21 protein-coding genes and 2 tRNA genes are annotated in these 21,588 nt (G+C 61.2%); 11 read left to right on the top strand and 12 right to left on the bottom strand.

Going from position 1 to position 21,588, the window contains the following annotated elements; translation table 11 throughout:
* Positions 1 to 601 precede the first annotated feature (601 nt).
* Positions 602 to 742: a DUF1127 domain-containing protein gene (locus tag JYU29_RS08185; RefSeq protein WP_189502291.1), complete on the bottom strand. Its 141-nt coding sequence runs from the start codon at positions 740 to 742 to the stop codon at positions 602 to 604.
* A gap of 217 nt (positions 743 to 959) precedes the next feature.
* Here JYU29_RS08185 and JYU29_RS08180 point away from each other — a divergent pair, with 217 nt between their 5' ends.
* The 4 genes from JYU29_RS08180 to tig all read left to right on the top strand — a co-directional run bounded on the left by JYU29_RS08180 (position 960) and on the right by tig (position 4,442).
* Positions 960 to 2,090 (top strand): DUF2157 domain-containing protein, encoded by a 1,131-nt coding sequence (locus tag JYU29_RS08180; protein WP_213984161.1) that lies wholly within the window; start codon positions 960 to 962, stop codon positions 2,088 to 2,090.
* Positions 2,087 to 2,668, top strand: coding sequence for a GDYXXLXY domain-containing protein (locus JYU29_RS08175; protein ID WP_213984160.1), 582 nt, complete (start codon positions 2,087 to 2,089; stop codon positions 2,666 to 2,668). The genes JYU29_RS08180 and JYU29_RS08175 overlap by 4 nt, the downstream gene beginning before the upstream one ends.
* A 123-nt stretch (positions 2,669 to 2,791) precedes the next feature.
* Positions 2,792 to 2,876 (top strand) — tRNA-Leu (locus JYU29_RS08170).
* 84 nt (positions 2,877 to 2,960) lie between these two features.
* Positions 2,961 to 4,442, top strand: a complete 1,482-nt coding sequence (gene tig / locus JYU29_RS08165; RefSeq protein ID WP_213984159.1) for a trigger factor — start codon at positions 2,961 to 2,963, stop codon at positions 4,440 to 4,442.
* Between the two features lie 98 nt (positions 4,443 to 4,540).
* Here the strand turns inward: tig and radC are convergent, their stop codons facing one another.
* The gene (gene radC, locus JYU29_RS08160; protein WP_213984158.1) at positions 4,541 to 5,440 is read right to left on the bottom strand and encodes a RadC family protein; all 900 of its coding nucleotides are present in this window, start codon (positions 5,438 to 5,440) and stop codon (positions 4,541 to 4,543) included.
* 3 nt (positions 5,441 to 5,443) lie between these two features.
* Entirely contained in the window at positions 5,444 to 6,271 is an 828-nt protein-coding gene (map, locus tag JYU29_RS08155; RefSeq protein WP_213984157.1) for a type I methionyl aminopeptidase, read from the bottom strand.
* A 128-nt stretch (positions 6,272 to 6,399) separates the two neighbouring features.
* Here map and JYU29_RS08150 point away from each other — a divergent pair, with 128 nt between their 5' ends.
* Together JYU29_RS08150 and JYU29_RS08145 are read left to right on the top strand one after the other, a co-directional pair.
* Complete coding sequence (locus JYU29_RS08150; protein WP_213984156.1) at positions 6,400 to 6,987, top strand: biliverdin-producing heme oxygenase; 588 nt, start codon at positions 6,400 to 6,402, stop codon at positions 6,985 to 6,987.
* A 110-nt stretch (positions 6,988 to 7,097) separates the two neighbouring features.
* Positions 7,098 to 7,430: a YbaN family protein gene (locus JYU29_RS08145; protein ID WP_250157310.1), complete on the top strand. Its 333-nt coding sequence runs from the start codon at positions 7,098 to 7,100 to the stop codon at positions 7,428 to 7,430.
* Here JYU29_RS08145 and JYU29_RS08140 read toward each other — a convergent pair.
* From JYU29_RS08140 to mprF, 4 genes are all read right to left on the bottom strand, one after another.
* Positions 7,400 to 8,866 (bottom strand): alpha,alpha-trehalose-phosphate synthase (UDP-forming), encoded by a 1,467-nt coding sequence (locus tag JYU29_RS08140; RefSeq protein WP_213984155.1) that lies wholly within the window; start codon positions 8,864 to 8,866, stop codon positions 7,400 to 7,402. The two genes, JYU29_RS08145 and JYU29_RS08140, sit on opposite strands and share 31 nt — an antisense overlap.
* Before the next feature lie 92 nt (positions 8,867 to 8,958).
* A complete protein-coding gene (gene otsB, locus JYU29_RS08135) occupies positions 8,959 to 9,723 on the bottom strand; it encodes a trehalose-phosphatase (protein ID WP_213984154.1) in 765 nt (254 codons plus the stop codon).
* Positions 9,724 to 9,804: 81 nt separating this feature from the next.
* The gene (locus JYU29_RS08130) at positions 9,805 to 11,139 is read right to left on the bottom strand and encodes a virulence factor family protein (RefSeq protein WP_213984153.1); all 1,335 of its coding nucleotides are present in this window, start codon (positions 11,137 to 11,139) and stop codon (positions 9,805 to 9,807) included.
* A complete protein-coding gene (gene mprF, locus JYU29_RS08125) occupies positions 11,136 to 13,751 on the bottom strand; it encodes a bifunctional lysylphosphatidylglycerol flippase/synthetase MprF (RefSeq protein ID WP_213984152.1) in 2,616 nt (871 codons plus the stop codon). Before mprF ends, JYU29_RS08130 begins: the two co-directional genes overlap by 4 nt.
* A 208-nt stretch (positions 13,752 to 13,959) precedes the next feature.
* On the opposite strand from mprF, the gene JYU29_RS08120 reads away from it, so the two are divergent.
* The 3 genes from JYU29_RS08120 to JYU29_RS08110 all read left to right on the top strand — a co-directional run bounded on the left by JYU29_RS08120 (position 13,960) and on the right by JYU29_RS08110 (position 15,999).
* Positions 13,960 to 15,096 carry a mechanosensitive ion channel family protein gene (locus JYU29_RS08120; protein ID WP_213984151.1) on the top strand — a complete coding sequence of 379 codons (1,137 nt, stop codon included), beginning with the start codon at positions 13,960 to 13,962 and terminating at the stop codon, positions 15,094 to 15,096.
* Positions 15,097 to 15,276: 180 nt separating this feature from the next.
* Positions 15,277 to 15,582: a hypothetical protein gene (locus tag JYU29_RS08115; protein ID WP_213984150.1), complete on the top strand. Its 306-nt coding sequence runs from the start codon at positions 15,277 to 15,279 to the stop codon at positions 15,580 to 15,582.
* A gap of 153 nt (positions 15,583 to 15,735) precedes the next feature.
* Positions 15,736 to 15,999: a hypothetical protein gene (locus JYU29_RS08110; protein WP_213984149.1), complete on the top strand. Its 264-nt coding sequence runs from the start codon at positions 15,736 to 15,738 to the stop codon at positions 15,997 to 15,999.
* A gap of 80 nt (positions 16,000 to 16,079) precedes the next feature.
* Here JYU29_RS08110 and JYU29_RS08105 read toward each other — a convergent pair whose 3' ends face one another.
* The 3 genes from JYU29_RS08105 to JYU29_RS08095 all read right to left on the bottom strand — a co-directional run bounded on the left by JYU29_RS08105 (position 16,080) and on the right by JYU29_RS08095 (position 18,490).
* Positions 16,080 to 16,415, bottom strand: coding sequence for a DUF2934 domain-containing protein (locus tag JYU29_RS08105; protein ID WP_213984148.1), 336 nt, complete (start codon positions 16,413 to 16,415; stop codon positions 16,080 to 16,082).
* A 102-nt stretch (positions 16,416 to 16,517) separates the two neighbouring features.
* Positions 16,518 to 17,309 (bottom strand): SDR family NAD(P)-dependent oxidoreductase, encoded by a 792-nt coding sequence (locus JYU29_RS08100; RefSeq protein WP_213984147.1) that lies wholly within the window; start codon positions 17,307 to 17,309, stop codon positions 16,518 to 16,520.
* Positions 17,310 to 17,320: 11 nt separating this feature from the next.
* Positions 17,321 to 18,490, bottom strand: a complete 1,170-nt coding sequence (locus JYU29_RS08095) for a zinc-dependent alcohol dehydrogenase (protein WP_213984146.1) — start codon at positions 18,488 to 18,490, stop codon at positions 17,321 to 17,323.
* A 464-nt stretch (positions 18,491 to 18,954) separates the two neighbouring features.
* Between JYU29_RS08095 and JYU29_RS08090 the strand changes: the two genes are divergently transcribed.
* Both JYU29_RS08090 and JYU29_RS08085 read left to right on the top strand, forming a co-directional pair.
* Positions 18,955 to 19,164, top strand: coding sequence for a cold-shock protein (locus JYU29_RS08090; protein ID WP_213984145.1), 210 nt, complete (start codon positions 18,955 to 18,957; stop codon positions 19,162 to 19,164).
* A 212-nt stretch (positions 19,165 to 19,376) separates the two neighbouring features.
* On the top strand, positions 19,377 to 19,628 hold the full coding sequence (locus tag JYU29_RS08085) for a hypothetical protein (RefSeq protein WP_213984144.1): 252 nt from the start codon (positions 19,377 to 19,379) through the stop codon (positions 19,626 to 19,628).
* Between the two features lie 598 nt (positions 19,629 to 20,226).
* Here JYU29_RS08085 and JYU29_RS08080 read toward each other — a convergent pair.
* Positions 20,227 to 20,302: transfer RNA gene (locus JYU29_RS08080), tRNA-Glu, on the bottom strand.
* A 77-nt stretch (positions 20,303 to 20,379) separates the two neighbouring features.
* Positions 20,380 to 21,555, bottom strand: a complete 1,176-nt coding sequence (locus tag JYU29_RS08075; protein WP_250157215.1) for a YcbK family protein — start codon at positions 21,553 to 21,555, stop codon at positions 20,380 to 20,382.
* Positions 21,556 to 21,588 lie beyond the last annotated feature (33 nt).

The raw sequence follows: 21,588 nt of genomic DNA, 5'->3' as shown, positions 1-21,588 counted from the left end.
CGGTTCCTGGGAGGAGGATGGATCCGGTCGTATTCGCTGAAACCTGGGAGGAGGTCGGTTCAGCGAAATTCCGTTTTGCGGTTTTCGCACCGCTTGCCGTGCGATCACGGCGAATTCCTGGTCCCAATTGCGACGCCTGCCGAGGGAGGAGGTTCGGCAGGCGTCGTATGGGTGACCGGTTCCTGGGAGGAGGATGGATCCGGTCGTATTCGCTGAAAACCTGGGAGGAGGTAGGCTCAGCGAAAGGGTCGCGGTTTTCACCGCATGCCGCAGAGGCGGCTGAATTCTTGGTTCCAAATGCGACACCTGCCCAGGGAGGAGGTTGGGCAGGTGTCGTTTGGGTGACCGGTTCCTGGGAGGAGGATGGATCCGGTCGTATTCGCTGAAACCTGGGAGGAGGTAGGTTCAGCGAAATTCCGTTTGCGGTTTTCACCGCTTGCCGTGCGATCACGGCGAAATTCTGGTCCTAGATGCGACACCTGCCCAGGGAGGAGGTTGGGCAGGTGTCGTTTAGGTGACCGGTTCCTGGGAGGAGGTAGGTTCCGGTCCTATTCGCTGAGACCTGGGAGGAGGTAGGCTCAGCGAAATCTCATGCGGTCAATTAGACCGTCTTGCGTGCCACGAACGGGATGTCGCCACGGGCGATGCCCAGGTCGGAGAGTTCGCGGTTGGAAAGGCGGCTCAGCTCGGAAACCGTGTCGCGGTAGCGGCGCCAGTTGCGGTAGTTGCGGATGATGTTCATTTGTTTCGTACCCTAGAAGTCTTTTTTTCTTGCTGTCGTCGGCGTCTTGGCTTCGGACAAGGCGGAAGATATGCGTGACCCCGCGTGATTGAAACAGACGATGTTGCATGGCAGCGATGCGCTTTGTGCAACGCAACATTAATGGATTTAAATGGCGCGTTAGCGGGGATGCGCTTTTCCGCGTGACCAAGCTTCAAACGTCCAGGAACAGGGTGCCATGGCTTCCTATGTCAACAACGTCAAAGCTGAGATCACCCGCTGGACGAGCGCGGGGCTGATCGATGCTGAAACCGCGCTGCGTCTTACGAACGATCTCGAAGCACGGCGCGGCAAGGGCATCAGCTTTGGTTCGGTGATCGGCGGGCTCGCGGCCATTTTGCTGGCGGCGGCCATCCTGCTTTTCGTCGCGGCCAACTGGGAAGCAATCCCGCGTCTGGTGCGCGTCGCCCTGCTGTTTGTCTTGATTGCAGCCGGCTATATCGGCGGTGCCGTCACCAAGCTGCGCGGCGCGGTGGTCTGGGGCGAGTCTCTTTATATGATTGCCGCAGCCGCGTTCGGCGCCTCGATCGCGCTGATCGGCCAGATGTACCACATCACCGGTGACGAGGTTCAGGCGATCGCCATCTGGGCGGCAGGCACCGCCTTCGCGTCAGCGATGCTGCGCTCGCCCATCCTGACGGTGGGTAGCGTGATGCTCGCCGCATTCTGGCTGGTGAGCTCCAGCAACGGCATATGGTCGAGCGCGCAGCCTTCGATCTGGTTTCTGCCGGCCGCTCTGGTGCTGTGGGTGCTGAGCTTCTGGACCGGCAGCCCTTATGGTCGCGTGCTCATTGCTCTGTCGCTGCTGCTTTACGGCACGCTGTTGACGATGACGCAGCAGGCATCGCCGATTGTGCCGACCGTCATGGCTTCGCTCTCGGTGGCTGTCTTCGTCTTTGCTGTGTTTCGGCCAGGGCTTGCCGAGCGGGCGGCACGGCTGGGTGCGGCCTTGCCGGTGCTGGGCTTGTTCGGCTTCCTCCTTTCCATGGCGCTGTTGCAGCTGATGAAGTTCGAACAACTCGGAACGGCGTTTTTCTTGGCTGTCGTCGTGTTTGCCGGTGTGATTGCAGCGCTGCTGACCGGAGGGCGGGAAAGCCGTCGGCTGCGGCGGCTCGCTTATGCCGGCTTTGCGGTAGAACTCATTTATCTCTACGCGGTGTATCTCGGCACGATGCTCGACACGGCGAGTTTCTTTCTCGCTTCGGGACTGGTGCTGGCAATCATCGCAGTTGCGATTCGACGCTTCGAAAAGGAGTTTGGCCGCGACGTTACCGAGCCGGCCGACATGAAGGCGGGAGAAACGCCATGAACAGGCGCTCCAAGGTTCTTGTTGCGGCTATTGTCGTTGCGCTGGCGCAGATCGGCTTCTTGTCTTCGGCAATCTACAGCCGCGCGGCCTTGCTGCGAAACGGCGAGGAAGTCACGTTGCGCACGGTCCCTGTCGATCCGCACGATCTCCTGCGCGGCGATTACGTTGCGCTTAGCTATGACATCTCGCGCATACCGGTTGATCGCGTTCGAACGAGCCGCCCGCGGGACAATGACGTGGTCGGCGCGGTTTACGTCAGGCTGAAGCGCGGCGAGAACCATGCGCCGGCGCAGATCGTCGGGGTTGGGCTCGGTGCGCCATTGGATGAGCCGCTCGGGGCGAACGAGATCGACCTGAACGGAACGAGCTTCGATCGCTGGCAGACGGGGCTCGAGACCCTCAACATCCGCTACGGTCTCGAGCGCTTTTATGTGCCCGAAGGCGAGGGGCGCGCGATCGAAAGGCGGCTTGGGGAACGCTCTTTCACGATACGGGTTGCGGTTGGCAAGGAAGGCGATGCGCAGATCAAGGCGCTCTATGATGGCGACGTCGCGCTCTACAGCGAACCGCTTTATTGAGCCGGCGCACTCGCCTTTTGCGGGAAAAGCGGCAAAATGGCCGAAAGAAAAGGCAAATTTCCTTTTGAACGCTGCAATCGCGATGATATAGGAACCCCGCTTCAAGGGGCTGTCCGCTCCGAGGCGGGTGTGGTGGAATTGGCAGACACACTTGGTTTAGGTCCAAGCGCCGCAAGGCATGGGGGTTCAAGTCCCTCCACCCGCACCATCGGTTCCGGCTCCATTTACGGAAACGCCCTGACGGAATTTCGCCGTGCCATCGGTGGCACGCAACGACAAGAAGGTTTCAAGAATGCAGGTTACCGAGACGCTCAACGACGGGCTGAAGCGCGAGATCAAGGTGGTTGTGCCCGCCAGTGACATGGAATCGCGCCTGAACGGCCGTCTTTCCGAAGCGCAGGGCAAGGCACGCATCAACGGCTTCCGTCCCGGCAAGGTGCCGATGCAGCATCTTCGCAAGATGTACGGCAAGTCCTTCATGGCCGAAGTCGTCAACGAGATCCTGAACGACTCCACCCGCTCCATCCTGGCTGACCGTGGCGAAAAGGCCGCGATGCAGCCCGAGGTCAACATGACCGAGGACGAGGCGGAAGCCGACAAGATCCTGGCCGGCAAGAAGGACTTCGAGTTCTCGCTGGCTTACGAGATCATCCCGGCGATCGAGCTGCAGGATTATTCCGGCATCAAGGTCACGCGTCCGGTTTACGACGTGGCCGACGAGGAGATCGAGGAAGGTCTGCAGCGCGTTGCAGAATCCGCCCGCTCCTACGAGACCAAGGACGGCGCCGCCGAAGATGGCGACCGCGTCACGCTCGACTACCTCGGCAAGGTCGATGGCGAAGCCTTCCAGGGCGGCCAGGATTCCGATGCACAGCTCGTGCTCGGCTCCAAGCAGTTCATCCCGGGCTTCGAAGAGCAGCTGGTCGGCCTCAAGGCTGGCGACGAGAAGGTGATCAACGTCACGTTCCCGGCTCAGTACAACGCTTCGCATCTGGCCGGTAAGGACGCGACCTTCGACATCACCGTCAAGGAAGTCGCTGCTCCCGCCAAGATGGAACTGACGGACGAGGTCGCCAAGACCCTCGGCATCGAATCGCTCGAGCGTCTGCGCGAGATCGTGAAGGGTCAGCTCGAAAGCCAGTATGGCCAGATGACCCGCCAGAAGGTGAAGCGCGAGCTGCTCGACGCACTCGACGGCACCTATCAGTTCGAAGCGCCATCCAAGCTCGTGGAAGCCGAGTACGAGAACATCTGGAACCAGGTGCAGCGCGATCTGCAGTCTGCCGGCCAGACGTTCGAAGACGAAGGTACGACCGAGGAAGAGGCTCAGGCCGAATACCGCAAGCTGGCCGAGCGCCGCGTGCGCCTTGGCCTCGTGCTGGCTGAGATCGGTGAGAAGGCCGGCGTGACGATTTCCGACGAGGAAATGCAGCGCGCTTTGTTCGACTTCGTGCGCCGCTATCCCGGCCCGCAGCAGCAGGACGTGTTCGACTTCTACCGCAAGAACCCCAGCGCGCTCGCGTCCATCCGCGCGCCGCTTTACGAGGAGAAGGTGGTTGACCATCTGCTCGGTCAGATCGACGTCACCGACAAGAGCGTTTCCAAGGAAGAGCTGATGTCGGAAGACGAGGCTGGCGCCGAGGGTGAAACCAAGGAAGCCGCTGCGGAAGAAAAGAAGCCGGCCAAGAAGAAGGCTGCGCCGAAGAAGAAGGCCGCCAAGGCCGACAAGGAAGAGGCTGCCACGGAAGTGGAAGAGCCCGCCTCGGAAGCCTGATCGGCTTCATCATGGAACTGAAAAGGCCGCCCTCGAGGCGGCCTTTTTCTTAGCTGTAGTGTCGCGCTGACGGCGCTCCAGGCCTCCCAAAAGAAGCCTCAGATATAGCCCTGGCCGCGCAGGCTGGCGTGGCCGTTGCGGCCGATGATGATGTGGTCGTGAACGACGATGTTGTGGTTCTTGGCGGCGGCGATGATGGCTTTGGTCAGGTCGATGTCGGCGCGGGACGGTTCGGGATCGCCGGATGGATGGTTATGGACCAAGACGATGGCCGTCGCGCCGAGATTGTAGGCGCGGTTGACGACCTTGCTGGGATAGGCCGGCGTGTGGTCGACGATGCCTTCCTGCTGCACCTCGTCGGCGATCAGCAGGTTCTTCTTGTTGAGATACAGAACCCGGAATTTCTCCACGGCATCGAACGCCATGGCAGTACGCAGATATTCGAGGATGAGGTTCCAGGAGGTCAAGGCTTCGCGCTGGATCACCGCGCCGCGTGCGATCCGCTGCGCGACGGCGGCAAGCACCTTGATGTCTGTCGCGGCGTTCGGACCGATGCCCTCCACCTCCTGCAGAAGGTGCTTCGGCGCGCCGACCACTTCGGCAAAGGTGCCGAAGCGTTTCAAGAGGCGCTTGGCGGTGTCCTTTGTGTCGCCGCGTGGGATCACGCCGAAGAGCGCGATCTCCAACAGCTCATAATCCTCGAAAGCTTCGCCGCCGATCTTGTCGAACCGCTTGCGAACGCGGTCGCGATGACCATGATAAAGCGGCACCTCGGCAGCGGGTGCGTTGTCTTCAGGAGGCGTGTCCGTCGCTGCAGCGACGGCCGGCAGGTCGAGAGTGAGTTCCGCCGGTTCGTCGATGAGCGCGTCAGCCTTCTGAGGCTTCTTGGCCGTCGCTTGCTTGTTCGCAGCTTTGGCAGGCTGGGCCGGGAAAGGCGAGCGCGTTGTCAGGCTCTGGAAGAAACTCGCTTCATCGAAGTCCTCTTCCGCGCCAGCCATGGTTCAGACCGCAATGCCCGGAGCGAACAATCCGGCCGGCGAGGCGGTGAAGATCTCGCAGCCATCATCGGTCACGCCGACGCTGTGCTCGTATTGCGCGGACAGGGAACGGTCGCGCGTGACGGCGGTCCAGCCGTCGGACAGCACCTTCACATGCGGTCGGCCGAGATTGATCATGGGCTCGATCGTGAAGATCATGCCCTTGCGCAGCTCGACGCCTTCGCTGGCATTGCCGTAATGTAGGATGTTCGGCGCATCGTGGAAGATCTGGCCGACACCATGGCCGCAGAAGTCGCGCACCACGGAACAGCGCTCGGCTTCGGCATAAGACTGGATGGCATGACCGATGGCACCGGTGCGTGCACCCGGTTTGACCGCGGCAATGCCGCGCATCAGCGATTCGTGGGTGACTTCCAGAAGACGCTCGGCAGCGCGCTTGATCTGCCCGACGGGGTACATGCGGCTGGAATCACCATGCCAACCATCGACGATGAAGGTGACGTCGATATTGACGATGTCGCCTTCGCGCAGCGGCTTGTCATCGGGAAAGCCGTGGCAGACGACATGATTGATCGAGGTGCAGGTCGATTTCTTGAAGCCGCGATAGTTCAGCGTGGCCGGCAGGCCGCCATGATCCATGCCGAACTCGAACACGAAGCGGTCGATCGCGTTTGTGGGCACGCCCGGCTTGACCAGATCCACCAGCGCATCGAGGCACCGCGCCGTCATCTGCGAGGCCTTGCGCATGCCATCGAAGGCGGCTTCATCATAGAGCCGGATCTGGCCGGTGTTGCGCAGGGGTGCGGTGGCAGCGTCGAGATAGGTGACCATGATAACTTCTTTAAATCTGTCAAAGACATCATGTGCCACTCGCACCGCTTGTCTTCAAGCCTGAAGGCGACTTGAAGGACGGCGGCGATTTGCCATATCGGCTGAATGAAGACCGGATACCAGACTGAATGACCGAAACCACCACGCTGGCCCAGCCGCTGTCACGCCGTTTGAAGACCGAAACGCAGGCGGCGCATGAAGGGCTCGACAGCCGCATCATGGAAAGCCGGCCTTTCGCATCGCTCGATCGCTACGCGCTGTTTCTCGGCATGCAGCATCAATTTCATCGGGATATCCAGGCTTTGTATGCCGATCCTCGGCTGGCGCACCTGGTGCCTGATCTTGCCGCGCGCTGCCGCCTTTCGATGATCGAAGCGGATCTGGACGATCTTGACCTCCAGCCCTCCCAAACGATGCCCGCCGTGGACCTGAGCGACGATCTGGCGACGCGCTTTGGCTGGCTTTATGTCGCTGAAGGGTCGAACCTCGGCGCGGCGTTTCTGATCAAGGAAGCCGCCAAGCTTGGTCTTGGCGAGGACTTCGGCGCGCGCCATCTTGCCGCTTCGCCGGAAGGGCGCGGGCGGCAGTGGAAGACGTTCCAGGCGGCCCTGGATGACGCCGACTTCGACGAGGCGGGAGAGGCGCGTGTGATTGCGGGTGCGGTTGCCGCGTTCCAGCGCGTGCAGCGTCTTGCCGAAGATGCGTTTGCGGCGTGATGCAACAGCCGGGCGATCTGCCGCCTGTTGAACACACGTCATCGGGCGGTGCGGAAGCGATCGTGCCCGTCACCAACAAATGGGCGCGCGGGCTTTATCTCACGGCGGGAATGATTCTCACTGGCATCGGCATTCTGGGTGCCTTCCTGCCGCTGTTGCCGACCACGATCTTCCTGATCATGGCTGCGTGGTGTTTCGGTCGTTCGTCGCCCCGTTTTGAGGCCTGGCTCTTGAACCACCCGCATTTCGGCCCGTCCTTGCGGGCATGGCGGGTTTCCGGCGCAGTTCCGCGCCGCGCCAAATATCTGGCATTCACAGGCATGGCAGCCGGCTATGCGATCTTCTACGTGTCCGCCATGCCGCGCTGGCCCACGGCGTTGGCCGTAGGCGTCGCGATGCTGGGATCGGCGCTTTACGTCGGAACGCGGCCGGACGGAGCCTGAGGGCCGCCGGCATTCGGATCGACCGAATCGTTGTCGGCGATGCGAACGGCATGCTTTTCAGCCCATTCGCGCGGGCTGGTGAGCGCTTCGAGGAAGCTTTCCTGCCACGCCTTCACGTCATAGCGGCGAATGCGGTCGAACAGCGCGTGGTGGCGCTCCTTGCGTTCTTCGAGCGGCATGTTGAGCGCCTGATAGAACATTTCGGCCATCTCATCGATGTCGAACGGGTTGACCATCAAAGCTTCGGGCATTTCTTCGGCCGCACCCGCAAAGCGCGACAAAACCAGCACACCGGGGTCTTCAGGATCCTGTGCCGCCACGAACTCCTTGGCGACGAGGTTCATGCCGTCGCGCATGGGCGTCACGAGACCGACCTCGCTCGCCCGCAGCATCGCGGCCAGACGATCGCGCGATACGGAACGGTGGATATAGCGGATCGGGGTCCAGTCGAAATCGGCATGGGTGCCGTTGATCGTTCCCGACAGACGCTCGAGCTCTTCGCGGATTTCGGCATAAGCGCCGATGTCTTCGCGTGAGGGCGGCGCGATCTGCAGGAAGGACACCTTCTTGCTCATCTCCGGATAACGGTTGAGCATCTGCGAGAACGCCTGGAAGCGTGCCGGAATTCCCTTTGAATAATCGAGCCGATCGACGCCGATCATCTGTTTTTCGGCGACGAGGTTCAGTTTGACGCTGTGGATGAAGTCGGCTTCCGCCTTTGACGCCGCCATTTCCTGGAAGGCATCGACATCGATGCCGATCGGGAAGCGTTCGGCAACGCAGGTCCGGTCGTGGAAGCGGATCAGGCCCGTTTCGTCGGTCTCGGCGCTGGTGAATTCCTCGACGCAGCGCTTGAAGTTCGCGACATCGGCCGAGGTCTGAAAGCCGACCACATCATATTGCAGCAGGTCTTCGATGAACCCGGCATGGTTGGGGAGCGCTGCGAGCAGGTCGGGTCCCGGGAAGGGGATGTGCAGGAAATATCCCATGCGCGCATCGCAACCGAGATTGCGCAGATAGGTGCCCATCGAAAGGAAATGATAGTCGTGGATCCAGACGAGATCGTCCGACTTCAGATGCGGCATCAATGCGTTGGCGAACTGCTCGTTCACCCGCAGATAGCCTTCATAAAAGTCTTGCTGGAACCGCACGAGGTCGGAGCGGTAGTGGAACAGCGGCCAGATCACGCTGTTGGCGAAGCCGAGATAAAAGGCTTCGTAGTCGGCTGCCGGGATCGGGTTCAGAATGGTCTGGACGCTCCCGACCGTGTCGATCGTGGCGGATCCGTCGCCACTGTCGTCGGTGACGCCATCCCACCCGAACCAGATGCCGCCACGGCCCTTGATGGCTTCAGAAATGGCAACAGCGAGGCCGCCGGTTTGTGCTGGGTTGCTGAGATTGCCGACCCGGTTTGAAACAACAACGAGCCGGCTCACGCCTGCATTCCCTGAAAAATCTGCATATGTCCCCACGTCCCTTTGGGTGACGAAATCACGACGGTATTACCGTGTCTCACCTGCCTCTAAAACTATAGGGCCGGCACCGCCGACGTCCATGCCTGACAGAGCTGACGCAGCCACTCGTGGAAGTCATCCATCGTGCCGACGCGGTGTGAAGCCGACGTTGTGCCGGCCCCGATCTTGATGCCGATACCGTTGATTCTGGCGACTGCTGCGAAGCCATCTTCGTCGGTCACATCGTCGCCAACGAAGATCGGCAGACGGTCGCGAAATGGTGCTTCGAGCATGAAATCGTCAATGGCATCGCCTTTGGTGCGGTGGCTGGCGCTGAGTTCGGCGACCATCTTGCCGCGCAGAAGGCGGAAGTCTTCATGTTCGGCGGCGATCTCGGACATGAGGCTGAGCGCTTCGCCTTCCAGTTCCGGACGCATGCGATAATGGATCGCGACCGACGCCGATTTCACTTCGCTCACCAGCCCTTCATGTTGGGCAGCAAAGGCATCAAGTTGGCTGGCGATCTCCAGAACCGCTGCGGCATCAAATTCGGGACGATAGATGGCACCTGCGCCATCGCGACGCTCAATGCCATGCACGCCGGCGACGGGCAGAACGAGCGGCGCGAGCATCACGTCGAGCTGCGCGATGGAGCGACCGGAGATGACGGCCAGGGCACCATCAGTGGCGGCATGGAGAATGCGCAGGCACTCCACGATTTCCGGTTCGACCCGGGCAGCGTCGGGCTTGTCGACGATTGAAGCGAGTGTACCGTCGCAATCGAGAAAGAATGCGGTCTTTGCGGGATCAAGGCTGTCCCGCGGCAAAGTTTCAGTCATGAGGTTCCCGCCTGATGATCGAGCGGCAGTGCCGCCTTGCCTTCGATCATCTAGTCAGAAGTCTGTGCGCGGCAACCCGCTTCAGGGCTTCAGGCGGGCAAGGAAGCGTTGTGCGATGGCTTCGTAGTTCCCGTCGAAATGGTGTCCGCCTTCGGTCTTCACCACCGTGACGGCCTTCAAAGCGGGGTCGGGGCAGGCGGCGTCATCTTCTTCTTCGCCGTAAAGGCAGATGACGCGGTCGGCCGGCAGTTTGGCGATGGCCGGCACGATGTCATAGCCGCTGTCATCGATGCCCAGCCAACCCGACACGGTGACCTGGAAGGAGGTGTGCTGGCCAGGCGCCATCAGGGCCAGCACCTTCGTGCGATCCTGAATGTCCTGTGGCAACAGGGGATAAGCGAAGGGGATCGTGTCGGCGCCGAAGGAATAGCCGATCAGCATGATGGGCAGGTCGTGGGTCGGATCGGCTTCGTTGATGATGGCGGCGAGATCGCGCGACAGTTCATTCGGGTTCTTCTTCGCCCAGAAGTAATGCAGCGAATCCAGGCCTACGACATGGATGCTCTGGGTGGATAGATAATCGCCAATCGTCTTGTCGAGATCGCGCCAGCCGCCATCGCCGGACACGAGAATGGCGAGCGCCTTTGGAGTGTCATCGGACGGCAGATCCACGGCCGGCAGATCGCCGAACGGGTGGGCCGCACCGCTGAGTTCGCTGACGGCCTCGACGATCTGTTCGATCGGGTCGTCATCCAGCGCACTGACGGTGATCCTGTCCTGCGCTTCGGCATCCGACTCGATCTGGGCAACATCGGCATCGGCAACGAAAAGATGCGCGTCGTTCGGCAGGGTGCTGTCGAAACCATAGCTGAAGCCGCCGTCTTCGAGGCGCTTCGAGGAGGCGCCGGGACAGAAGGGCAGGCGCAGATTGAGGCGATTGGCGAAGCCGGAGCCGACTGCGCCGCCCAGCGTGTTGACGGGCGAGTCGGCGATGGCCGCATAAGCGAAAGTCGCGCCTTCGCCGGTGCCGACGATCACCGGCTGGCGATAGGTTTGCAGGTTGAGCTGGCGCTGTGCGGCCTGGGCGAGGTCGGTGATTTCGCCCACAACATAAAGGCACTCGCCGTCATCCGCGTCGAGATTGGCGGCATAGTGCGCGAAATCGACGGCCAGTACGGCATCGTCGTTGCCGAGCAGTGCCTGCACCGCCTCGTCGTCCTTCTCGCTCCAGCCTGATTTATCGGAGATGTAAACGACGATCGCCTTGACGCGGCCGGCCGGCCGGTAAACCGGGATCTCTTCCAGCCGGCTTGCTGTCAGCTTGGCAACGGGTGCGGGCAGGGGCGTTGTTTGGGCAAAGGCCGAGCCGCTGCAGCCGCAAAGCAGAGCGAAAACGAGTGTTGCGACCGATTTCATCGTTTGAGGATCCTGATGGGATTTCCGGAGATGAGGCTGGTGACGTCATAAAGAACCTGCGGCATGCGCAGGCCGTTGGGTGATGCGAGATATTGCGGCGTCCAGACCGGATCGAACTTCTGCTTAAAAGCACGCAGGCCCTCGAAGTTGTAGAACTCGTCGCCGCGACGATAGATGAAAGTGCCGAGCCGGTTCCAGGTGGATGCGAGCGGATGGTCGGCGAGACCGGCCAGCGGGGCCGCGCCAAGGTTGAACCACTGGTAGCCCTCCGCCTTGCCGTAGAGCATGAGGTGGGCGAACAGCGCATCCATCAGGATCTTCGACACACCATAGCGATAGCGCATCAGATCCACCGACAATTCGGTCTTGTCACCGCTGCGCCAGAGATTGGCGAAGGCAACGATCGCGCCGTCCTTGCGGATCACCGCGCAATCGAATTCGGCCATGTAACGGTCTTCGAAGCGGCCGAGCGAGAAGCCTTTCTCGTGACCGACTTTCGTCGAAAGCCAGGCGTCCGATACGGATCGAAGTTCGGCCATATGCGCGGGCATCTCGGCCTTCGGGATGATGGAGAATTCGAGGCCTTCCCGTGCAGCGCGCTTGTAGCCATAGCGAAAGTCGGCGCGGGCCTGACCGTCGAGCGTGAAGTTCGGCAGCTCGACACGCGCCACTTCGCCAATCTTGAGGATGGCGAGACCGAGGTCGAGATAGGTGGTCAGCCATTCCGGTGTGACGCCGTAGAACACCGCGCGCCCACCGGCGCGATCCGCAGCCTCGGCAAAGCGCCAGACGAGGCGGCGGCCGGATGCCGGATCGCCGACGGGATCGCCCATGGTAATCCAGCTGCGCCCCGAAACGGCATACATCAGGAAGGCTTTCTCGTCCTCGGACACCAGAAAGGACTTGTCGCCGAGAAGCGCGATGCTGGGCTGTGTGTGAGGCGTCGTCTGCAGGATCGGCCAGACGGCGGGCGGGATCGGCGTGCCGGCCAGTTTCGGCGGATGCGGACGGTTGATGACACCGTCGATGGCGATCGCTGCGGCGACGATGATCAGCGCAAGCGTTGCACGAAGGAAGCGTGAGGCATCGCCATCCCAGGCGAATTGCCACCAGAGTTCCGAATCATAATCGACATGGCGGTAGGCGAGAAAGCCGATCAGCGTCAGCATGGCCAGAACGATGGCCATCAGCGCCAGCACGGTCACGTTGGGCCGGAAGCTGCGCCAATCGCCCTTGCGGTAGAACACGGAACGGTAGGCGAAGAGGAGGGCCGCGACCGCCGTCAGGATGATCGCTTCTTCCCAGTCGAGGCCCTTCAACAGCGAGAACACGGCGCCGGCGAGCAGCAGGCCGATTGCCACACTGCGCGCTCGTGCGATGCGCCGATAGAGGCCCCGCGACAGGATGATCAGGAAGAGGCCGACGAGGCTTGCGAGCAGATGCGACGCTTCCGCAAAGGGCAGGGGCAGAACATCGCTCAAGAAGCCGGTGCGATCGCCTTCCGCAGGCAGGTTGCCCGACAAAAGCAGAACGACGCCGCCGAGAAACACCATGACTGCGAGGATCGGCGGCACGATGCGCCGCGACACGCGGTAGGTCTTGTTTGAAGCCGCCAGCACCGAATGGCGCGCGCGGTAGATTTCGAAAACAAGCAGCGCGCCCGCAGCCAGCACAAGCGGCAGCACGTAATAAACGAGGCGGAAGATGATCAGCGCTGCAACCACATCGGGCCGCGTTCCGGCGCCGAGGCCGAGCAGAACGGTCGCTTCCAGAACGCCGATGCCGCCCGGCGCATGGCTGACGATGCCGGCGAGGATCGCGGCGACGAACAACAAGAGGAACACGGCGTAGCCCGGCGCGATGTCGGCCGGCAGCAGCACGTAAAGCGCACCGGCTGCGGCACCGATGTCCACGGCACCAATCACGATCTGCGCCAGTGCGGACTTGGCCGTCGGCAATGGCAGACGCCAGCCGAAGAGGGCGAGCTCACGTGGCGCGCGCGACAACCAAACGATTGCGGCGGCCAGAAGCACGAGGATCCCCGCGCCGAGCAGGCGATCCGTGCCGGGTCCAAGCACATGCAGGAAGGGCAGGCCCGTGCGGTCGAACATCATGGCCGCACCGAGAACGGCGACGATGCCGGATGTAAAGGTCAGAAAGGAAATGCCGACGATGCGCCCGACATCGGCAGCATCCAGTCCCGCGGCCTGATAGATACGGTAGCGCACCGGGCCGCCGACGATGACGTTGAAGCCGATCGCGTTCGAGATGCCGTAGCCGACCAGTCCCGCGAACACGGCAAAGCGCGCCGGAACGCGCTCGGGCGCCACCCGGTGCACGGCCATCACGTCATACATGCCCATGGCCATGAAGCTGAGAAGCGTCAGCGCAAGGGCCGGCGCGATCGTCGGCAAGGTGACGGCGTCCAGCGCCGCCTTGATATCGTTGAGGTGGATCTGGCCGCTGATTGCGTGAATGACGAGCGCTGCAATGACGACGAGGCCGGCGCCGACGGCAGGACCGAGGATGCGCGGTTCCGCCAATCGCCCCACGGCCAGTACGAATTTCCCTCGTGCCGGCTGTGGTTCGGCGGCGGTTTCGATTGTCGACATGGGGTTGGACCTGACTGCGGCCTCGGATGGTTGACGCGTTGAGCCGGGATTTAGGCGCGTTTGTGGCGGTGGTGTGTGGACCGTTCCTCTCGGCTATTGAACGGGCAATGGGATCTTTCGTCAAACTGCCGCATTGCTTCCAGATAAATGCTGCATTGCAACACGACGATGCAGTTTCCAAAGTGCGTAACCGAACGAGGAAGTCGCCATGAACGACATCATCGCGAGGCTCAATTGGCTGCCGGGCTGGGTGGTCGGGATAGGCCTGCTTGTTTTCGCCGCCCTTGTCGCCATCTCGCTGCACGGTCTCGTTCTGCGCGCGATCAGCGCTTTGCTGCCGAATGAGTACCAGTTCGGGCACAGGCTGCTGGCGAAGACCAAGGCTCCGATCCGCTGGGCGCTGATCAACATTGCCGTAGCGATTTCTCTGCCGTTTGCGCCCTTCGACTGGTCGGTCAAGGCGATGATCGGCAAGCTGCTGACCGCCTCTTTCATCTGCCTGGTTGGGCTTGTTGCCATCAAGGCGCTGGATCTTGCCGTTGCACTGCACCTGCGCCGCTATCGCATCGATGTCGAAGATAACCTGCTGGCCCGCAAACACCTGACACAGGCCAACATTCTGCGCCGCGCGCTTGTGTTCGTTCTGGTTGTCGTCACGGCAGCCATCGCGCTGATGACGTTCGAGTCCGTTCGGCAATACGGGGTCAGCCTGCTTGCGGCCGGCGGTGCGGCCGGCGTCATCGTCGGCCTGGCGGCGCAGCCGGTGCTTTCCAACCTCTTTGCCGGCCTCCAACTTGCCGTCACCCAGCCGATCCGCATCGACGATGCGGTCATCGTGGAAGGCGAGTGGGGGACGATCGAGGAGATCACTGCGACCTATGTCGTGGTCAAGGTGTGGGACTGGCGACGCTTGATCGTGCCGCTGCGCTATTTCATCGAGCAGCCCTTTCAGAACTGGACGCGAGAGAACGCCTCCCTGATCGGCGTGGTGATGCTTTACCTCGATTACCAGGCACCGCTCGGGCGCATTCGCGAAAAGCTGACTGAGATCGCGCAGGCGTCGCCGCTTTGGGACAAGCGCGTCATCAATCTCGCAGTGGTGGAAACCACGGAGCGCACGATGCAGGTGCGCGTGCTGGTGAGCGCCCGCAACGCACCCACCGCCTTCGATCTGCGCTGCGAAGTGCGCGAAAAGCTGATCGCCTTTCTTCAGGAAGAAGCGCCGGAAGCCCTGCCGCGACAGCGCAACGACATCACCTTGCCCGCTCGCCAGCGTCAGACATCCGTTCTGGTGGCAGACAAAACGGCAGAAACCCAGCCGGAACAACGTTGGGCTGCCGAGTAGCCATCCTTTTCCTTGGGAGTGCAGCGAGTCGAGTTCAAGACCGTAAGCCAGCTACATTGTTCACGGTAGGGTGCCATACCGTCAAGCAGATCGCTTCTGGTGAAAACAGGGGGGCGAGGCCATTTCTGCATCGTGGCCAGTTGTTGGCCCAATAAGAACAAAGCCTAAGGATATTTTGTTATGAATACCAAGATTTTAGCTATTGCTGCCGCTGCCCTCGCAATTTCCGCTGGTGCAGCTTCCGCCCAGGTTGCCAACACTGCACGCCAGGGCCATGCCGCCCCCTTTGATCAGGGTGGCGTTTTCAATCGTCAGGTGAATGACACCGTTGCACCGGCTTACGGCTCGTATGACCGTATGACCACGGCTTCGACCACGAACAACGAGCCGCGCACGATCCGTTCGTCGACCGACAACCCGACCGGCGTTCCGTCCGACACCCGCAACGAAAGCGGTCTCGGCCTGTTCGATCGCGTTTCGAAGTAAATACGCGTTCACGCGACTGGATCGCGTAGAGCGATCCATTTAATTCAACGGCGGGCACCCAGTGCCCGCCGTTTTTGTTTGTCGATCATTCGTCCGTGCTGCGGCTTGGAACCGTGAGCCCATCAGGCGTGTTGCGTCTGTGGAGGTACAGCCATGAGTGACCACAATCGAAACGACCGCGATCTGCGCGAACCCCAGGCGGAAAAGCTCATGCCGAGCACCGGCAATGACGAGTTCGCGAAATTTCCAGATACCGGCGATCCAGGCGATCGACCGAGGAAGCCTTACGGCCTGACCGAGCCGATGGACAAGACGTCGGAATCGGTACGGACGTCCGAAGGTGTTGCTCCTGTGGATTCGGAGCCGCCGGAAGAAGCGTTTATTGACGAAAAGCTTCAACGCGAGCGCACGCTCTAAGAAGCAGATGAGCAAAAGGCTCCTTGGCCGGTCTGGCGAAGGAGCCCTTTTGCATGTCGCCTGCAAAGCCGACCCATGTCTTAGCGGCGGTTGGCTTTCTTTTTGCCGAGCGGCTGCGGCTTGGGCGAGCCGGTGACGTCTTCATGCAGTTGCGCACTGCCTTCTTCGCCTTCCTGCAGACGGGCATCGTCTTGCGCGGATGAGGCGTTGTGTTGCGCGTGTGAGGCGACAGCGTCGGATTGCGCTGCCGTGCTGGCCAGAGCCGCGCCGGTTTCCTCGTTGCCGCCTTGTTCTGCGGCCTGCGAATCGATCTCGCGCTCGGCGCGCTCCCAATGATCGGCGGATCGCCCTTCCGGTCGACCTTCCTGCTCCCAGATCGCCTGCGCACGCGCCTTGATCTTGTCTTCCCTGTCCATGACCTGCTCCCTGTTCCCGGCCGCCGGGTGGCGTCGGGCTAAAGAAACACGCCATGCTTGAACTATGTTCCGGCAGCGCGACGTGTTTCGGTCAGCCTCGCGTCAGCTGCTGCCGCTGCCAGGCTTTGCCATCTTGCGATGGGCTTCGGCCAGCAAGCCGGAAGGCGTCACGGTGGCGATCGCGCTTTGAAGCTTGTTCTTCCAGCCGCTCACGGTATCGCCGTCGCCGCGCATCATGGCATCATAGCCGGTGCGGGCCACCATGGCCGGATCGTCCTTCTTGGCCTGACCCACAGAGGTGTCCATCATGTCCGCGCGCTCGAAGAACTCGGTATCCGTTGGTCCCGGCATCAGGCATGTGACGGTGACGTCCGTGTCTTTCAATTCGTTGCGCAGGGCAAAGGCGAAGCTGTCCACGAAGGCCTTGGTGGCGTTGTAGACGGCCTGGAAGGCGCCGGGCATGAAGCCGGCGATCGATCCCGTGAACAGGATCTTGCCTTCGTTGCGCGTGCGCATGTCCTTTCCGATCTTGTGAACGAGATAGATCGTGCCGGTCACGTTGGTGTCGACCACATGCTGGATCTCGTTGAAATCCTGATCGAGGAAGCCGTGGCCAAGCCCGCGGCCGGCATTGGCCATCAAGACATCGACGGGACGGCCATCTGCCTTCACGAGCTCATAAAGGCGGTCGACGCCTTCCAGTGTCGCAAGATCTGTTTGCAACGCCTTCACGTCACCGCCCGAGCGCCGGAACTGGTCCGCAGCGTCTTCGATCTGGGCTTCGTCGGCGGCGACGATCAGGTCATAGCCTTCTGCGGCGCAGATCTTGGCGAGTTCGAAGCCGATGCCGGTAGATGCGCCGGTGATCACGGCCAGTTTGTTGCTGCCTGCCATTGTCCTGCTCCTTACGGCTTCAGAACGACTTTGATGCAGCCGTCCTTCTTGTTGTTGAACGTGTCGTACAAAGCAGGCCCTTCTTCGAGGCTGGCCGTGTGCGTAATGACGAAGGAGGGGTCGATCTCGCCGTTTTCGATGCGCTTCATGAGCTGCGGCAAGTAGGACTGCACCGGCGTCTGCGCCATGCGGAAGGTCAGGCCACGATTGATGGCCGAGCCGAACGGGATCTTGTCGAGAAAGCCGCCATAAACGCCGACGATCGACACCGTGCCGAAGTTGCGCGTGCAGTGGATGGCCTGTCGCAGCACATGCGGGCGATCCGTACCCATGAAGGTCGCGACTTTGACGCGATCGATCACCGCATCCAGGCCCGAGCTCATCAGGGGTTCGGTGCCGACAGCGTCGATGCAGGCATCCGCGCCGCGCCCCTTCGTCAGATCCATGATGCGCTCGTAGATGTCTTCCTTGCGGAAATCGAGCGTCTCGGCGCCTCCCTTGCGCGCCATTTCAAGGCGTTCCTCGATCGTGTCGATCGCGATCACACGCTCGGCGCCAAGCAGAAACGCGCTGCGGATCGCCATCTGCCCAACGGGACCGCAGCCCCAGATCGCGATCGTATCGCCCGGCTGGATGTTGCAGAAGTCGGCCGCCATGTAGCCGGTCGGGAAGATGTCGGACAGGAACAGCGCTTGTTCGTCCGTCATGCCGCCGGGCACCTTGATCGGACCGAAATCCGCATAGGGAACGCGAAGATATTCGGCCTGGCCGCCGGCATAGCCACCGAGCAGATGCGAATAGCCGAACAGGCCTGCGGGCGAGTTGCCCCAGATCTTCGAGGCCTTGTCACTGTCGGGGTTTGAGCGTTCGCAGCCCGAGTGAAATCCGCGCTTGCAGAAGAAGCATTCGCCACAGGCGATGGTGAAAGGAACCACGACACGATCGCCGACCTTGAGATCACCAGCCTCGGAGCCCACTTCCACGACCTCGCCCATTGCCTCATGGCCGATGACGTCGCAGCTGTGCATTTCGGGAATGACGCCATTATAGATATGCAGATCCGAGCCGCAGATCGCGCAGGACGTCACCTTGATGATCGCGTCGCGTGGCTGCTCGATCTTCGGGTCCGGCACGCTTTCGCACCGAATGTCGTGTTTGCCGTGCCAGGTAAGAGCCTTCATGGGGTTCAGATCCTTCTGCCGCTGGATGCGAAACCCTCTAAGTCGCCAGCGCGACCACTTGTTCCTCGCCACGGCAGCTGCCCGGCATCGGGCCGGCGATTTTAAAAATCGGGCGCTGTCACTGGAATGTCGTAAAAAGCGACCTATATGGCAGTCATGTCTTCCACTGATGACCGCGGATGTACCGGCATTGGTGTAGAAGCATGGAGAGAAGGTCGGCATTTGCCGACCTTTTTGCTTTTCTCAATATGGATGGAAGAGCGGAACACCGGCGGAAATTCTTAATTTCGATTTTTGATATTCGCCTTGTTCTTGCTTCAATATCTGTCTATAACGGTCAAATCGATCTTGGTTGACGAACTTTGTTGGCGCTTCGGCGCTCCTGACGAAATTCCCTTCGACATCGGTGATGACTACGTTCGGAACACGTGTTCTGAACGAACGCGAACGGGAGATATACCGTCATGACTACTGGAACAGTTAAGTTCTTCAACACCACCAAGGGTTTTGGTTTTATCGCTCCGGACGAGGGCGGCAATGATGTGTTCGTTCACATCTCGGCTGTTGAGCGCGCTGGTATGCGCACGCTCATGGAAGGCCAGAAGGTAAACTTCGAAGCCGTCAACGACCGCCGCACCGGTAAGGTCGCTGCTGACAACCTGTCCGCAGCATAAGGATTGCTTCTGAAGCCTGACCACGGATGTACTGGCAGGTTTTATTGAGGTGATTGACGAGAAGGTCGGGTTCAGCCCGGCCTTTTTTGTTTTCGGCGTCTATTCCTTCGCAAGCAGCCGCTGGCGTTCTTGTTTGTTTTATCTGGCTGAGCGCTGTGGATTAATGTCGGAACCGCTCTAGTTTCTTTTTCAAGAGACACAGGGAGAATTCCATGTCCGAATCCGTTGCCGTCCCGAGAAGCAACGCCTCAAAGGCTGACAAAGCCGAAGCGACAACCAGGGCTGCTAACCAGATCATGTCGGCGGAAGTCGATGCGCGCGAAGCCAAGACACGCAAGCTGCGTGAAGCGCGTATGGCCAAGGAAGCTGCGGAGGCAGAAGTTGCCGTTCCTGCGGCGGCCAAACCGAAGCGCAAGCCGAAAGCCCGCACCAAGGCGGCAGCATCAGCCTCTGCGGCTGCCTAAGCGTCCAAGGTTTTACTCCGAATTGAAAAAGCGAGCTGCTCCGACGAGCTGCTCGCTTTTTTGTTTCTGCCGGGTTTTGGGGAGGCCGCCACCAGAGCCATGAGGATGTGATTGGTGACGCTTGGTGGCGATCGTGATGGGCAAGGGCATGGATGTGAGCGCAGAGCCGCCATCTTGTCATCGCGGCCTGCAGGCCCTGGCTATCCGCCTAAGCGAAGGGATCGCTAAGGTGCCGCTTTACTCTTCCTAGAGAGGCGCCAAGGCTCATCGCATGTTCCGACCTGCCTATCGCGGATCGACGCTGGCCAATGCGCCTGAGTCGCGAAAGCCTTGCTCTAACAAGGCACGGAAATTAGTTTTCGAGGAGCCCAAAGAAGCGAAGCCAAAGCCGTTCGCCGAGGTGGCGTGAAGTGACTGACTGACTGACTGGGAAACGAGAGCGCTCGCATGCCGAAGCAGGAGGGAAGCGCAGGCATGTTTTCAGCGGATGATAGCCGCCGTAGCGACCTGGCCCCTAGAGGGTCGGATACTGATCCGGAAAGCTGCAATCTATCTGTAGGAGAAGCTCCTAAGCCACTGCCTTTTCTAGGAAAAGGAGTGGCACGCCCAACGGGAATCGAACCCGTGTTTCCGCCGTGAAAGGGCGGCGTCCTAGACCGCTAGACGATGGGCGCGGGGAACGAGGTGGCTTATAGTCGGGGTTTTCGAAACCGGCAACCCACCTTTTGACACTTTGAAGAAGTTTTCCCGATTATTTTTTGCGGCTGCAGCGCCAGTTCCAATCACGCTCCGGTCCGACGTCGATATGGACCGAATCCGTGTGGCAATAGGTGCCCACGCCGCCGCGTCCCGGCATCGACCGGACATAGGAAGCGAGTTCCCACTTGCTGACGCCTTCGATCTGCACATCGGCTGCAGCGCAGTACATGTGGAGCGAGTTACGAGCGCCGCGTGCGCGCTTGTTGCGCGATGGATCGCGGTAGCCGGAGGTCACGACGGCCTTCTTGCCGTAATGTTGCTCAACGGTCTTCAACACGCGAACCAGCGATGGCTTCAAGCAGGCCGTATCGACATCGGCCGTCTGCTTCAGCAGGCCGTTGGGTGCGAGACGTGCCATGCCGGCGGCCGATGCCACGCGCACCGGTGATTCTTCGCCTTCATGCACGTCGACGTCGCTGTCGTCGTTGATGCCGGACTTGCGGGAGATCTCGAACAAGGCGCTGGTGCGCACGCCGGGCAGGCTGCCTTCGCTGTCGTTGCGCGTCGAGCCGGTGGCTTCGCTGGGCGAGATCGATGCGAGTTGAACCTTTGGTTCCGCTTTTGCGGGCGAGGCGCTGCTCACGGCTGCTGCCTTCTGCGCGATCATCGGCGCATTGGCCGCTTCGCGGATCGGGGCAGGTGCGTTGTCGGATTTGCTGGAGCTGAAGAAGCCCGACAGGAAGCCGCGCTTCTCGTTGGCAGGCTGAGCCGATGCCATGACGACAGGACGGGCCACCACGGCCGGGCTCGTCGCATGGGCATTGCCGACTCGGTTTTCGATCGATGGGCTGGATTGAGCAGGGGCAGCCTCAGGTGCCGCGGCAGCAACTACCTGAGCGGCGGTCTCTGCGGAAGGTGCCTGTTCAGCGGGAACTTCCGCAGCTTTCGGCTGTTCTTGAACAACAGGCTTCGGCTTGGCCGCCGGGACCGTCAGCGTTGCCGAAGCAAGGCTCGGGATGCCGTCGCTCGTTTGCGCAAAGCCGGCTATGGCAGAGCGCGACAGCGATGTGTCTTCGCCCGCAAAGGCGACCGTTGCGGGAAGCGCGTCGTCCTGGCTCTCGGCCGCAGCGACCGGGCTGGCGGCTGGCTTTGGTGCCGGAGCCGCCGCAGGTTCGGCGGCCTGGATGTAGGCATCCTGCTCGCCAGCGAGCGAGTTGGTTCGCGCCATCGAGTCATCGACCGATGACGTGGCTGCGAGACC

The organism is Tianweitania aestuarii (assembly GCF_018457165.1).
Classification (GTDB): Bacteria; Pseudomonadota; Alphaproteobacteria; order Rhizobiales; family Rhizobiaceae; genus Tianweitania; species Tianweitania aestuarii.
The sequence above is the reverse complement of the archived record's forward strand: the minus strand, read 5'-3'. Positions and strand labels throughout refer to the sequence as shown.